This window comes from Neorhizobium alkalisoli (assembly GCF_007829835.1).
GTDB lineage: Bacteria > Pseudomonadota > Alphaproteobacteria > Rhizobiales > Rhizobiaceae > Neorhizobium.
The window spans coordinates 409,203-422,148 of sequence record NZ_VIWP01000003.1; the positions used below are offsets into that span (position 1 = coordinate 409,203).

At 59.7% G+C, this 12,946-nt stretch carries 15 protein-coding genes; 8 read left to right on the forward strand and 7 right to left on the reverse strand.

Going from position 1 to position 12,946, the window contains the following annotated elements; all coding sequences use genetic code 11:
- Positions 1–49: 49 nt before the first annotated feature.
- A complete protein-coding gene (locus FHW37_RS12755) occupies positions 50–1,015 on the reverse strand; it encodes an NAD-dependent epimerase/dehydratase family protein (protein WP_145636863.1) in 966 nt (321 codons plus the stop codon).
- A gap of 100 nt (positions 1,016–1,115) precedes the next feature.
- On the opposite strand from FHW37_RS12755, the gene FHW37_RS12760 reads away from it, so the two are divergent.
- Positions 1,116–2,024, forward strand: coding sequence for a LysR family transcriptional regulator (locus FHW37_RS12760; protein WP_145636865.1), 909 nt, complete (start codon positions 1,116–1,118; stop codon positions 2,022–2,024).
- A gap of 3 nt (positions 2,025–2,027) precedes the next feature.
- On the opposite strand, the gene FHW37_RS12765 is transcribed toward FHW37_RS12760, so the two are convergent.
- Positions 2,028–2,294, reverse strand: a complete 267-nt coding sequence (locus FHW37_RS12765) for a DUF2188 domain-containing protein (RefSeq protein ID WP_145636867.1) — start codon at positions 2,292–2,294, stop codon at positions 2,028–2,030.
- A 207-nt stretch (positions 2,295–2,501) separates the two neighbouring features.
- Here FHW37_RS12765 and FHW37_RS12770 point away from each other — a divergent pair, with 207 nt between their 5' ends.
- Both FHW37_RS12770 and FHW37_RS12775 read left to right on the forward strand, forming a co-directional pair.
- Entirely contained in the window at positions 2,502–3,605 is a 1,104-nt protein-coding gene (locus FHW37_RS12770) for a calcium:proton antiporter (protein ID WP_145636870.1), read from the forward strand.
- A 186-nt stretch (positions 3,606–3,791) separates the two neighbouring features.
- Positions 3,792–5,030, forward strand: a complete 1,239-nt coding sequence (locus tag FHW37_RS12775) for a PQQ-dependent sugar dehydrogenase (protein ID WP_145636874.1) — start codon at positions 3,792–3,794, stop codon at positions 5,028–5,030.
- 26 nt (positions 5,031–5,056) lie between these two features.
- Here FHW37_RS12775 and FHW37_RS12780 read toward each other — a convergent pair whose 3' ends face one another.
- The 3 genes from FHW37_RS12780 to FHW37_RS12790 form a co-directional block, all read right to left on the reverse strand.
- Positions 5,057–5,443 (reverse strand): type II toxin-antitoxin system VapC family toxin, encoded by a 387-nt coding sequence (locus tag FHW37_RS12780; RefSeq protein ID WP_145636877.1) that lies wholly within the window; start codon positions 5,441–5,443, stop codon positions 5,057–5,059.
- Position 5,444: 1 nt separating this feature from the next.
- On the reverse strand, positions 5,445–5,726 hold the full coding sequence (locus FHW37_RS12785) for a type II toxin-antitoxin system Phd/YefM family antitoxin (RefSeq protein ID WP_145636880.1): 282 nt from the start codon (positions 5,724–5,726) through the stop codon (positions 5,445–5,447).
- A 106-nt stretch (positions 5,727–5,832) separates the two neighbouring features.
- Positions 5,833–7,035, reverse strand: a complete 1,203-nt coding sequence (locus FHW37_RS12790) for a pyridoxal phosphate-dependent aminotransferase (RefSeq protein WP_145636883.1) — start codon at positions 7,033–7,035, stop codon at positions 5,833–5,835.
- A gap of 222 nt (positions 7,036–7,257) precedes the next feature.
- Here FHW37_RS12790 and FHW37_RS12795 point away from each other — a divergent pair, with 222 nt between their 5' ends.
- Positions 7,258–8,208: an EAL domain-containing protein gene (locus FHW37_RS12795; RefSeq protein ID WP_145636886.1), complete on the forward strand. Its 951-nt coding sequence runs from the start codon at positions 7,258–7,260 to the stop codon at positions 8,206–8,208.
- A 489-nt stretch (positions 8,209–8,697) separates the two neighbouring features.
- Entirely contained in the window at positions 8,698–8,913 is a 216-nt protein-coding gene (locus FHW37_RS12800) for a cold-shock protein (protein ID WP_128442587.1), read from the forward strand.
- 178 nt (positions 8,914–9,091) lie between these two features.
- Here the strand turns inward: FHW37_RS12800 and FHW37_RS12805 are convergent, their stop codons facing one another.
- Both FHW37_RS12805 and FHW37_RS12810 read right to left on the reverse strand, forming a co-directional pair.
- On the reverse strand, positions 9,092–9,739 hold the full coding sequence (locus tag FHW37_RS12805; RefSeq protein ID WP_145636889.1) for an MBL fold metallo-hydrolase: 648 nt from the start codon (positions 9,737–9,739) through the stop codon (positions 9,092–9,094).
- Between the two features lie 87 nt (positions 9,740–9,826).
- A complete protein-coding gene (locus FHW37_RS12810) occupies positions 9,827–10,021 on the reverse strand; it encodes a hypothetical protein (RefSeq protein WP_145636891.1) in 195 nt (64 codons plus the stop codon).
- Positions 10,022–10,330: 309 nt separating this feature from the next.
- Between FHW37_RS12810 and FHW37_RS12815 the strand changes: the two genes are divergently transcribed.
- The 3 genes from FHW37_RS12815 to FHW37_RS12825 are packed head-to-tail and all read left to right on the forward strand — an operon-like array spanning position 10,331 to position 12,928.
- The gene (locus tag FHW37_RS12815; RefSeq protein WP_145638022.1) at positions 10,331–10,798 is read left to right on the forward strand and encodes a MarR family winged helix-turn-helix transcriptional regulator; all 468 of its coding nucleotides are present in this window, start codon (positions 10,331–10,333) and stop codon (positions 10,796–10,798) included.
- 17 nt (positions 10,799–10,815) lie between these two features.
- Positions 10,816–11,520, forward strand: coding sequence for a response regulator (locus FHW37_RS12820; RefSeq protein WP_145636894.1), 705 nt, complete (start codon positions 10,816–10,818; stop codon positions 11,518–11,520).
- 28 nt (positions 11,521–11,548) lie between these two features.
- Positions 11,549–12,928, forward strand: a complete 1,380-nt coding sequence (locus FHW37_RS12825) for an ATP-binding protein (RefSeq protein WP_145636897.1) — start codon at positions 11,549–11,551, stop codon at positions 12,926–12,928.
- The last annotated feature ends 18 nt before the right edge of the window (positions 12,929–12,946 follow it).

A 12,946-nucleotide genomic window follows, 5' to 3' on the forward strand; every position in this document is an offset into this window, starting at 1 on the left:
GGACCGACAGAACAAAAGCCACGCCCGGCAGAACCGGGCGTGGCTTTTTTCATAGGCAGCGAAGATCGGCCATCGTTGCCCGCACCGCTTCGTCGATCGGCGTTTTTGGCTCTTCGCCAAGAAACGCGACAAGCCTGTCATTGCGCAGGAAGACTGGCCGGCTCCAGAGATAACGCATCTCGACGATCTCGCGGAACATCGGGACGACGGGGGCGGCAAGCCTCAGCATCCACCAGGCAAAAGCCTTGACCTTGGGGCGGCGCCCGGCGACGCGGGCAATAGCCTCGACCATTTCCGTACCATCGCGATCGCGAAACCCGTCGAAATGAAACCGTGCGAAACGGGGAAGTTCTGCCCGGCGGTCGACAAGCCGCAGCATGGTTTCGGCAAGATCAGGCAGATAGGCCCATTGATGGCCGACGCCCTTCCCGCTCGGCCGGCTGACGGAAGTGACAGGCTTGCCCGGCGTGACCAGTGCCTGACTGAACCAGCTGCCACCGGCACGCGGCCCGAAAAAGTCCCCTGCCCGGACGATCAGAACCGACACATCACCCTGGGCGGCCTCTTCCAGCCGCCTTTCAAGCTCCACCCGGATTGCACCCTTGCGGCTCACCGGAAGTTGCGGGCTGTCTTCCGAAATATCGGCGAAGGTTTCCGGCCCGTAATTGTAGACCGTGCCCGGCAGGAGAATGAGTGCACCGTTGCGGCGTGCCGCGGCAATCGTATTGTCGAGCATCGGCAGGACCAGCTTGTCCCAGTCCCTGTAGCCGGGCGGGTTGACCGCGTGAACGATCAGAGAGGCGCCCTCGGCGGCGCGCTCGACATCTGTTGCCGACATGGCATCGCCCTGTATCCAGTCGAACAGCGGCTCGCGGCTGGCAGCAGCCTCGGCATTGCGGTTCAGCGCCCGCACCGTCCAGCCGCGTTCGGCGAGCCCGCGCGCCACATGGCCGCCAATGCCGCCCGTTGCACCAAGCACGAGGGCAATGCCGGTCTTTTCCATCTCATTATTCATCGCAGGATCCTTCCATCTGCTTGTCGCTTTCGATGACTGGATTATTGCGCGATGCCTTGATATACGGAATTGGCGTAATAATTTCACATGATATACAAAAATGAATAATGAGAACTGGGACTATTATCGCAGCTTTCTGGCCGTCCTGCGGACCGGCACGCTTTCGGCCGCGGCCCGCGAGCTTGGCCTGACCCAGCCTACGCTCGGGCGGCATATCGATGCTCTGGAAAGCGAACTCGGCTGCCAGCTGTTCACCCGCTCCCAGCAAGGCCTGCTGCCAACGGAACAGGCGACGGCGCTAAAGCCTTACGCGGAGACGCTGGAGACGACGACCGCCGCGATGCGGCGTATAGTGACGGCCGAACACGGGAAAATCCGTGGCACCGTGCGGATCGGCGCAAGTGACGTGATTGGCGTCGAGGTTCTGCCGCCGATCATCGCCACCCTGCAGGATGAACACCCCGGGCTGGAGATCGAGCTGTCGCTTTCTGACGCGCTGGAGGATCTGTTGAGCCGCGAGGTGGATATTGCCGTGCGCATGACACGGCCCTCCCAGGATGCGCTTGTCGCGCGCCATATCGGTGAAATCCCGATCGGCCTGTTTGCTCACCGTTGTTATCTCGATCGTCATGGAATGCCCAAAAACATCGATGAGCTTCAGGGCCACCGGCTGATCGGCTTCGATCGCCATACGGCCTTCATCCGCGCGGCCGCCGAACGCATCCGCACCGTTGCACCTTCGTTTCCCGATGTGGAAACCATTGCCTGGAGCTACCGGACCGATAGCAATCTGGCCCAGCTTGCCGCTATCCGTGGCGGCGTCGGGATCGGCCTTTGCCAAGCCGGCATCGCCCGACGCGATCCCGATCTCGTCGCAATTCTCCCTGATGATCTGAGCCTGCCGCTCGACACCTGGGTGGCCATGCATGAAAACCTGAGGTCGGCGCCCCGCTGGCGGGTGACATTCGATGCGCTGGTGCGCGGCCTCCTGAACTATCTGCGGGCCTGAAACCTACCGCGCGACCGCAGCATCTCCGTCGCCATCCACGACTTCCGCTTCGGGACGATCACCGCCATCACTGTGCTCGCTGTGCCAGACACCCTTGTCGTCCTGCCAGCTGATCTCTTCCGGCTCGCCGCCGACCTGCTGCTCGGCCGCGACGATGCGCGCCGCCTGCAGGGCGTCAGAATGGGTCGGAAAAGTCTCGGAATAGACATCGCCCTGACGGTACGCCCAACCACCGTCATGCGGCACGATCTTGTAGACAATCTTGGTCATGATACCTCCTGTCGTCTCCGTGGCCGCTTCGATCTTGCTGATCCTGGGCGACGCTTGAGAAAGGAGCGCGGCGCCGCGAAGTTCAAACCACGAAACGATAATGTCATCAAAGGCGCCCGACCGCAAACCCTGGAAAGATCGGCAGAGTTCCTTGATGACGGCGCCGATTGCTTTAGATCTGAAATCACCAATCAGGAGCCGCCACCCGTGACATTGTCCGCCCGCCTCGCCCAAGAGAAATTTCTCCTCATCGCCCTCGCCGTCGTCATTCTCGGATTTGTGGCGGAGCATTCGGTGCTTGAGGCCGGAAAGATGGCATCGGGAGTTGCGGCCGTCATCTTTATCGCAGTCATCGTGCTCGCCTCGACCCGCGTCGCCCACCATGCCGAAGTGCTGGCCCACAAGGTCGGCGACCCCTATGGCACAATGATCCTGACCCTGTCGGCCGTCGCGGTGGAAGTGCTGATCCTCGCGATCATGATGGGCAGCTCGTCTTCGCCGACCCTGGTGCGCGACACGATCTATTCCGCCGTCATGCTCGATATCAACGGCATATTGGGCCTTGCCGCCCTTCTTGGCGGCCTGAGACACGGCGAACAGCCCTATAACGACGATTCCAGCCGCACCTATAGCGTGATGATCCTGACGGCCATGGGCATTTCGATGATCGTGCCGGAATTCGTGCCCGACGACCGCTGGACCTATTATTCCGCCTTCACCATCGCTGCCATGATCGCCCTCTACGGCGTCTTCCTGAAAATGCAGGTCGGGCCGCACAGCTATTTCTTCAGCTACAGCTATCCGCGCACGCCGAAGACGGCGACCACCACGACCCCGACCGCGGAAGCGGGTGACGATTCCGCCGCCGTTTCGATCGGCATCATTCTTGTCGGTGTCCTGATCATCGGTTTCCTCGCCGAATTCATGTCGGCCTTCATGGAAACGGGCCTGGAAGGGTCCGGGGCGCCGGTGGCGCTGACCGCGGTCGTTGTCGCCGCGATTTCCGCCGCGCCGGAAATCCTGACCGCCATGCGCGCAGCCCTGCGCAATCGCATGCAGTCCGTCGTCAACATCGCCATGGGCGCTTCGCTCTCGACCGTGATCCTTACCGTGCCGGTGATGGAGGGCATTGCACTCTATACAGGCCAGCCGTTCATCATGGCCATGACCCCGGTCCAGACGGTGATGGTGGCGATCACGCTCGTCGTTGCCGCGATCAACCTCAATGACGGACAGACCAATGCGATCGAAGGCATGACGCATTTCGTGCTCTTCGCCACATTCGTCATGCTGACCATGATCGGGCTTTGAAAACCGTTCTGCCTCAGCACCATGCAGAGGCATCTTGAATCAGTTTAACAACAGGCCGACACAGCCGTGGCGGCCTGAAGTCCTACCAATAAAGAAATCTTGAACGCCCCGTGTTCGGCACCCGGAGGCTGCCGCACTACATGATCCGCATCACCATGGATGCGCTCGATAGATGCGGAGACGATCATGAAACGCCCCCTTATCCTTCTCGCCGGCACGGCCCTTGGCGCCGCCTTTATGTCCGGCCCGATATCCGGACTGGCCCTTGCACAGGCGCAAGGCACATCGGTTGAAACGCAGGCTCCCAATGCCCGCGACCAGAAACCCGCCTTCGCCAACCAGACCCGCGCGCGGCAACCGGCCGCGACAACAAAGGTCACAACCGCGGTCGTGGCAAGGGATCTGCCGAACCTGTGGTCAATGGAATTTCTCCCCGATGGTCGCATGCTGGTCACGGCCAAGGAAGGCGCGATGCATATCGTCGCGAAGGACGGCAAACCCGGTCCGAAAATCGAAGGCGTGCCGAAGGTCGCATCCGGCGGCCAGGGCGGCCTGCTCGATGTGGCATTGGCGCCTGATTTTCAGACCTCGGGCAAAATCTTCTTTTCATTCTCGGAACCGCGCGATGGCGGAAACGGCACCTCCGTCGCCTCGGCGAAACTCGCGGCTGACGGAAATGGCGGCGGCAGGCTGGATAATCTCAAGGTGATCTTCAGGCAGATGCCGACCTATGACGGCAACAAGCATTTCGGCTCCCGTCTCGTTTTCGGCCCGCAGAACGAGCTTTATGTGACGGTCGGCGAGCGATCCGACCGCCAGCCGCGGGTACAGGCCCAGGATCTTGCCAGCGGCCTCGGCAAGACCTTTCGCATCGACATGGAGGGCAAGCCTTTCCCGGGCAATCCCCATCTGAACCGCGACGGTGCGAGGCCGGAAATCTGGTCCCATGGCCACCGCAATCTGCAGGCGGCCACGCTCGATGGTCAAGGCCGGTTCTGGACTGTCGAGCACGGCCCGCGCGGCGGCGACGAACTCAATCGCCCGGAAGCCGGCAAGAACTATGGTTGGCCCAACGTCACATACGGGATTGACTACAGCGGCGCACCGATCGGCAAGGGTCTGACTGCCAAGACCGGCACCGAACAGCCGATCTATTACTGGGACCCGGTGATCGGCCCCTCCGGCATGGCCTATTACGGTGCCGACGCCATTCCCGAATGGAAAGGCGCCTTCCTGATCGGCGGCCTCGTCAGCCAGGGGGTGGTTGTCCTCCATATGGACGGAGACAAGGTGGCGACCGAGGAGCGCATCCCGCTCGACGCCCGCATTCGCGACGTCAAGGTCGGGCCGGACGGTGCGGTTTATGCAGTGACGGAGGAACGCGGTGGCGGCGGATCGAGCATCGTCAAGCTGACCAAGGCCTGATCAGGCAGAGCTACTCGCGGCTGGCTTCAGAACCGGAAAGCCAGCCGGTGATCGGCAAGCGCGCGGTCGATCGTCACCAGTTGCAGGCCTTCGACCTGGCATTGGGCGAGGAGTAGCCGGTCGAACGGATCTTTCGTCGGAGGTTCGGGATCGGCTGCTGTAATGACGTGCTGAACATCCACGGCAAGAATAGCGATGCCGGATGACGTCAGAAATTCCGGTATCTGTAAAACCGGGATTTCCGTCTTGAGCTTGCCAAGACGGGACTTGATTGCGATCTCCCACAAACTCGCCACACTGGCAAAGCCATAGGCTTGCTTCTCGATCAACAATCGCCGAACTTTTGGAAATTCGATTTCGAAGCGCCCATCGGCCATTGCTATGACAACGTGGGTGTCGAGCAGCAATCGCATTTTACGGCAAAGGTCTCAACAGGAAGTCTTCCGGCAACGGGTCGTCGAAATCATCCGAGATAAAACCCTCGGTTCTGACGATACCTTTTGATCTCAGATAAGCTTCACCAGCCTCCGGATCGTATCCGCCTTTAGCCGGCTCTACCTTGTGCTCCGAAGAGCGCGGCACAAGATCAAACACCGGTTTTCCGTCACGCGTCACCGTCACCGTCTCACCCTGCTCCACATCCTGGGCAAGTTCGTCAAAACGGTCCTGAGCTTCACGGATCGAAACGGTTTTCATACCCGAAATGTAAGCCCGCCTCGGGAAACGGTCAATCTGGGCGTCTATCAACGAAAAAGGCCCGCCGTCACCGGCAGGCCTCTTTGATGATCAGTTCAGAACGCTATTAGCGGCAATTGGCGCAGAAACGCTGGATGCGCTTGCAGGCTTCTTCCAGCAGTTCTTCCGAGGTCGCGTAGGAGATGCGGAAGTTCGGGCCGAGGCCGAAGGCCGAACCGTGCACGACGGCAACGCCTTCCGCTTCCAGCAGTTCGGAAACGAAGTCCTCGTCCGTCTCGATCTTCTTGCCCGACGGTGCGGTCTTGCCGATCAGGCCGGCGCAGGACGGGTAGACGTAGAAGGCGCCTTCCGGCTTCGGGCATACAATGCCGGTTGCCTGGTTGAGCATGGAGACGACGAGATCGCGGCGGCCTTCGAAGATCGCCTTGTTCTTGGCAACGAAATCCTGCGGACCGTTCAGTGCTTCAACGGCAGCCCACTGGGCGATCGACGATGCGCCGGAGGTCTGCTGGCCCTGGATCATGTCCATGGCCTTGATCAGCTCGAGCGGGCCGGCCGCATAACCGATACGCCAGCCGGTCATCGCATAGGCCTTGGAAACGCCGTTCATGGTCAGCGTGCGGTCGTAGAGTTTTGGCTCGACTTCGACTGGGGTCGCGAACTTGAAGTCGCCGAAGGTCAGATGCTCATACATGTCGTCCGTCAGGATCCAGACATGCGGATGCTTCAGGAGAACATCGGTCAGCGCCTTCAGCTCGGCGGCGCTATAGGCAGCGCCCGTCGGGTTGGACGGCGAGTTGAAGATGAACCACTTGGTCTTCGGCGTGATGACGCTTTCGAGCTCGGCGGCAGTCAGCTTGAAATTGTTTTCCTGGGTCGTGTTGACCGCGACCGGCGTACCGCCGCAGATCGCCACCATTTCCGGGTAGGAAACCCAGTAGGGTGCCGGGATGATGACTTCATCGCCCGGGTTCAGGGTTGCCATGAAGGCGTTGAAAAGAATCTGCTTTCCGCCGGTGCCGACGATCGTCTGCTGCCAGTCGTAGTCGAGGCCGTTCTCGCGCTTGAACTTGGCGGCGATCGCCTTGCGCAGTTCCGGAATGCCGGAAACCGGCGTGTACTTGGTTTCGCCGCGGTTGATCGCGTCGATGGCCGCCTGCTTGACATTGCCCGGCGTATCGAAATCCGGCTCGCCGGCACCAAGACCGATGACATCCCGGCCTTTCGCCTTCAGCTCGCGAGCTTTTTGGGAAACTGCGATCGTCGCGGAGGGCTTCACACGGGAAAGGGCGTCAGCAAGAAAGGCCATGTCTGGGGTCCTAGAGGCTATTGACAATGGGGCTGTTCAACAAGGCGGAGGCGCGCGCTCATCCGCCGCAAAGCTGTATGTCGAATGACATCACAGGTTTCAAGCGGAAACGGTGAATGTGTTCCATCAATGTCGCTGATTAAAAGCTTCAATGCGATGTTTACATCCGCGTAACCGGCACTTGGTACAACCTTTACGACCATGACGGGAGATGCGACGGACATGACGCCCAAAAGCATATTCGCAAACCTGATACGCCGTGACGACGGCTCCTTTTCGACGGCCTATGGACCGTTCATCCTGCAATCGGCCCTGCAGCCGGTCTTTCGGTCAGTCGCCGGCCAGGCTCTGCAGATCGAAGCCTTTGAAGGACTGGTGCGCACGACGCGCGATAACGAACCGGTCGCGCCTGGCGATTTCTTCGCTCTGGTGGACGGACAGGACATCGCGGCGATCGACAGCATTGCCCGAACCATTCACATTCTCAATACCGGCCGGCTCAACCGCAGCCAGGCAAAGATCTTCGTAAAATTCCAGCCCGGCATCGTGCGCACCCCGCTCGAGATGCGTCAGGAAGTGGAGCGCATCAAGCTTGCGAGCCATGAAGCAGGCCTCGGCGTCCAGCGGATCGTCTGCGAGATCCGCGAAAGCGTGCAGGCCGACAAGGATACGATTGCCGCCTTCATCACCCATATGCGCGATATCGGCTTCATGGTTGCCATCGACGATTATGGCGCCGGCCAGTCGGACCTGGAATTGCTGAAGCGCATCCGCCCGGACTACGTCAAATTCGAACCCCGCTGGGTGCGCGATTTTCTCGACAATCAGGCAGGCACCGCCCTGCTCCGCGTCATTGTCCAGCAAATGCTCGATGACGGCATAGAGCCGATCATTGCAGGTCTGGAAGAAGAATGGCAGGTCGAGGCCTGCGAGGATCTCGGCGTCTCGCTGATCCAGGGTTACGCGCTCGCGAGGCCCGAACTGGCACCGACCTCCTTCGACCAGACCTTTCCGGAAAGACCGGTGCAAACGTCTTCGGCCCTGCACACGACATCACGCTTCGAAATACCCGATACGCCCGCCAGCCCCCTCACACGCACCCTGTCGGCACCCGCCCCCTCGCCTTTGAAGCGCGCCAGGGCCTTCGGAAAACGCAATTCCGGATTGCTCTGACAGACGCGAAAAATCCTGAATTGCGCGCGCCGCAAGCATTGGCACGCGCTATGGATGTGGTCATCAATATTTGGCCACATCATGTGTTTCATGTCGGGACAGTTGAGGGTTAACGAAACATTGCTGGCGATCCATCGCCTCGGCGACTTTCCCGAAAGGACGCAAAGCCAGCATTTCCAGTGCTTCTAAAAATTTTCCGCCGCCATTTCGGGCATTACGTTAAAAAACTTTTTCTTGCCAATTTTCGATAAACACAGCACTCTGTCCAAGTTCGGGCAATTTACGAGCATGGGAAGACCTATAATGATGCGTTCCGAAGGCGCCAAAACTTCGGGCGGGGGACTTGGGGCGAATTTCATGAAATATTGCTGCCAGTTTACCGCGGTAAAGACAGGGACCCTTTCTTAAAACTGCCTGCCGCCGCCCACACGGGCAATACTGTGATGCTGTCCGCCGCTGAACACGGACAGAGAGAAAAGGACCTGCTGCATGGCCGAAACTGGCACTGTAAAATTCTTCAATACCGATAAGGGCTTCGGCTTTATCAAGCCTGACAATGGTGGCGCTGACATCTTTGTCCACATCTCTGCCGTCCAGGCTTCTGGCCTGTCCGGACTGACTGAAAATCAGAAAGTAAGCTTCGACACGGAACCGGATCGTCGTGGCAAAGGCCCCAAGGCCGTCAACTTGCAGATTGCCGGTTGAGCCGTTAACGGCGTTCGATCGCGTTGGAGCCCGGCAGTCATGCCGGGTTTTTTTTGACCTTTTTTCGCGCCAGCCTTTAGAGCAGTTCCAGCAAAAGTGCGTAGCGGTTTTGCGTCCGGAACTGCGTCAAATCAAAGAGATAGAGCAATTTCGCGTTTCGAAGAAAAGCGGAGTTGTTCTAGAGACCGCGCAGATAGGGATTGGTTCGGCGCTCATCGCCGATACGGCTGCCCGGCCCGTGCCCACACAGGAAACCGATTTCATCTCCGAGCGGCAAAACCTTGTCGCGGATCGATGCCATCAGGGTATCATGATCCCCGCCCGGCAGATCCGTCCGTCCGACCGATCCATTGAACAATACATCTCCGAGATGCGCGAAGGAATGATCGCGATTGAAGAAGATCACATGTCCAGGGGCATGGCCGGGGCAATGAAATACTTCGAACACATGGCTTCCGAATGAAACAGTATCGCCTTCGTTCAGAAAGCGGTCCGGCACGAGGTTGCGGACATCCATCTTGACGCCGAACATCCCGGCCTGGGTTTCCAGCTTGGCAAGCAGCGGAACATCGTCTTCATGTGGCCCGATCACCGGGATCGACAGTGCTTCCCGCAATTCGTCGGCACCGCCGGCATGATCGATATGACCATGCGTGATCCAGATCTCCTTGAGATTGATGCTGTTCTGCTTGACGACCTCCAGAATGGCCGGCACGTCGCCGCCCGGATCGATCACCACACCTTCCATCGTCTCGTCGTCGAATAGAATGGTGCAATTCTGCTGGAATGGTGTCACCGGAACGATACCGGCCTGCAACTTACCCATGAAACCTCGGCTCCGATCAGAGTTCTGCCGAGGATATAGCGGCAATCTACCACCGTTTCAGCCCAAAACGGCAGCCTCGTTGGAAAATCAGTTCGAGGCGACCGTCATGTAACGCGTTTCAGCGGAAACGGGCGGTGCGAGCGATACGGTGGCGATCAGAAATGCCGAAACGACGATCTTCAACGCAATCACAGTAATGAAGACCGGACGCAGCGGATGTGCCGTCTCGTTCGAACGGTTAAGCTCGATCGGCGGGATGGCGGAATAGGTGTGCGCGGTCATTGGTATTCTCCACTCTCTCTGGCGACGATAATGGCTCTGGAACCCAAAAGTTCCGCCACATTGTTTATCGCGGCGTGCACAACCGCTCTTGTATGAACTTGCCAGACTTGGCTTTACCGCGCGCAAAACCTGATAACGCACTTCGACAAATACTGTTGATTGTTGCGGGGGCACACGCTTTATCGCGGGCGACACAGCATCGCGTTTGCGCTAAACAGTTTAAGCCATTGCAATGACAGCAACAGCGGAAAGGAATCCGGAGTGTCGCTTGCCCCGACGGGAAAGACCGTCAAGAAGGCCCTGCCGCAGATGCCGCCGGTCGACGAGGCGCAGATCGACTTCGAATCGATCGAGTTGCTGTTCTTCGCCTATCGCGACTTCGTTTCCGATCCGGATGCCATCCTGGCGAAGATCGGCATGGGGCGTGCGCATCACCGCGTCGTCTATTTCGTCTGCCGCAATCCGGGCATGATGGTCGCCGATCTCCTCGACACGCTGCAGATCACAAAGCAGAGCCTTGCGCGCGTCCTGAAAAAGTTGATCGAGCTTGGCTATATCAGGCAGATGGCCGGTGCCAAGGATCGCCGCCAGCGTCGCCTTTATCCCACTTTGGCGGGAAGAGAACTCGCTCTTGCCCTTTGTGAGCCGCAATCGGTCCGTATCGCACGCGCCATGGAAAATTTCACACCGGAAATGCGCGACCATGTCAGGACCTTCCTGCAACGCATGCGCGGACGCGATCCGAACCTTGAAATTCCTGCAGTTGATCTCGATTAGCGCAAAGGACATTTGAGATGACGAAACAGCCCCCCTCAGATGATGCGCCGCACCTGCTCGTTGTCGATGACGACACGCGTATCCGCGATCTCCTGAACCGCTACCTGATGGACCAGGGGTTTCGCGTGACCGTCGCCGGTGATGCCGCCGAGGCGCGCAGAAAACTCGAAGGCCTGCATTTCGACCTGATCATTCTCGACGTTATGATGCCGGGCGAATCCGGCCTGTCCCTCACCCAGTCGCTCTATGAGAAGAAGACCATCCCGGTCATTCTCCTGACCGCCCGTGTCGAGGCGGAATCGCGGATCGCAGGACTTGAGGCCGGCGCCGACGATTATCTGTCAAAGCCTTTCGATCCCCGCGAACTGGTGCTGCGGATCAACAATATCCTGCGGCGCAGCAGCTCGGCCGACGCGCCGAAGATCGAACAGGTCATGTTCGGGCCCTTCACCTTCTCCATTCCCCGCAAGGAATTGCGCAAGGCCGCCGAGACGATCCGCCTGACCGACCGCGAGCAGGAGATCATGATGCTGTTTGCCCTACGCGCCGGCGACACGATCCCGCGCCACGAACTGATTGGCGACGATACGGATGTCGGCGAGCGGACAATCGACGTGCAGATCAACCGCCTGCGCCGTAAGATCGAAGAGGATCCGGCAAACCCCGTCTATCTGCAGACGGTACGCGGCATCGGCTACAGGCTGAGCATAGATTGCTCTTGACGAGGAAAGGCAGCGGACAGGCGGCAGGATGGCACTTTTCGAGACGCTGAAACGCGATGCGGCGCGACTGAGCCTTCCGGGCTGGCGTCCGTTCACGCGCTGGCTGCGCCGCCGCCTGCCGACCGGGCTTTACACCCGTTCGCTGCTGATCGTCATCCTGCCCATGCTGCTGCTGCAGACCGTCGTTGCGGCGGTCTTCATGGAACGCCACTGGCGCATGGTCACAGAACGTCTATCGGAAGGCACGATCCGCGATATCGCGGCGATCATCCAGGTGATCAAGGACTATCCGCAGGACAGCAATTACGACCAGATCACGAAGATTGCCGACGACGCGCTCGACCTGACGATCGCCGTTGAGGAGAATGGCGAACTGCCGCCGCCGCGTCCCCGCCCCTTTTTCGCGATCCTCGACGACATTCTTGCCGACCAGATCACCCGCCAGATCCGTATGCCCTTCTGGATCGACACCGTCGGTGACAGCCGTCTCGTCGAGATCCGCGTCAAGTTCGACGATCGGGTTCTGCGTGTCTTCGCCCGCCGCGGCTCCACTTACGCATCCAACACCCATATCTTCCTGATCTGGATGGTCGGCACCGCCTTCGTGCTTGTCGTCATTTCCATCCTCTTCCTGCGTGGCCAGATCCGCCCGATCCTGATGCTTGCCCGCGCCGCCGAAAGTTTTGGCAAGGGCCAGAAGACGGAAGGCTTTTCGCCACGCGGCGCAGATGAAGTCCGCCGTGCCGGCCTTGCCTTCATCCAGATGCGCGAGCGCCTCGAACGCCAGATGGAGCAGCGCACAGCGATGCTGGCCGGCATCAGCCACGACCTGCGCACCATCCTCACCCGCTTCAAGCTGCAACTGGCACTGGCCGGCGACAAGCCCGAGCTTGCCGGCATGGGCCAAGATGTCGACGATATGCAGTCCATGCTGGAAGGTTATCTCGCCTTCGCCAAGGGCGAGGCAGAGGAGGATTTCGGCCAGCTGTTCCTGAGCGAACTCCTCGAAAAATTCCGCACCAATTTCGCTCTCAAGGGCAAGGTGCTGACATATACGATCGATGGTGACGACGAGATCGCGGTGCGCCCCAACGCCTTCAACCGCCTTCTCGGCAATCTCGTCGCCAATAGCGACCGGTACGCCAAATCGCTGAATATCGACGCCCGCCACAGCGCCAAATGGCTGACGCTGACACTCGATGACGATGGTCCGGGCATTCCGCCGGAATCGCGCGAGGACGTGTTCAAGCCCTTCCACCGGCTCGACGAGGCTCGCAATCTCGACGCCTCCGGCACCGGCCTCGGTCTGGCGATCGCGCGCGACATTGCCCGCTCCCATGGTGGCAACGTCACGCTCGACGAAAGCCCGCAGGGCGGCCTGCGCGCCGTGATCCGCATTCCGGCATAATCAGGCCCAGAAAACAGA

Coding starts and splice junctions, on each gene's coding strand:
- FHW37_RS12755 (WP_145636863.1), bottom strand. CDS start 1,015: ATGAATAATGAGATGGAAAAGACCGGCATTGCCCTCGTGCTTGGTGCA.
- FHW37_RS12760 (WP_145636865.1), top strand. CDS start 1,116: ATGAATAATGAGAACTGGGACTATTATCGCAGCTTTCTGGCCGTCCTG.
- FHW37_RS12765 (WP_145636867.1), bottom strand. CDS start 2,294: ATGACCAAGATTGTCTACAAGATCGTGCCGCATGACGGTGGTTGGGCG.
- FHW37_RS12775 (WP_145636874.1), top strand. CDS start 3,792: ATGAAACGCCCCCTTATCCTTCTCGCCGGCACGGCCCTTGGCGCCGCC.
- FHW37_RS12780 (WP_145636877.1), bottom strand. CDS start 5,443: ATGCGATTGCTGCTCGACACCCACGTTGTCATAGCAATGGCCGATGGG.
- FHW37_RS12785 (WP_145636880.1), bottom strand. CDS start 5,726: ATGAAAACCGTTTCGATCCGTGAAGCTCAGGACCGTTTTGACGAACTT.
- FHW37_RS12790 (WP_145636883.1), bottom strand. CDS start 7,035: ATGGCCTTTCTTGCTGACGCCCTTTCCCGTGTGAAGCCCTCCGCGACG.
- FHW37_RS12795 (WP_145636886.1), top strand. CDS start 7,258: ATGACGCCCAAAAGCATATTCGCAAACCTGATACGCCGTGACGACGGC.
- FHW37_RS12800 (WP_128442587.1), top strand. CDS start 8,698: ATGGCCGAAACTGGCACTGTAAAATTCTTCAATACCGATAAGGGCTTC.
- FHW37_RS12805 (WP_145636889.1), bottom strand. CDS start 9,739: ATGGGTAAGTTGCAGGCCGGTATCGTTCCGGTGACACCATTCCAGCAG.
- FHW37_RS12810 (WP_145636891.1), bottom strand. CDS start 10,021: ATGACCGCGCACACCTATTCCGCCATCCCGCCGATCGAGCTTAACCGT.
- FHW37_RS12815 (WP_145638022.1), top strand. CDS start 10,331: ATGCCGCCGGTCGACGAGGCGCAGATCGACTTCGAATCGATCGAGTTG.
- FHW37_RS12820 (WP_145636894.1), top strand. CDS start 10,816: ATGACGAAACAGCCCCCCTCAGATGATGCGCCGCACCTGCTCGTTGTC.
- FHW37_RS12825 (WP_145636897.1), top strand. CDS start 11,549: ATGGCACTTTTCGAGACGCTGAAACGCGATGCGGCGCGACTGAGCCTT.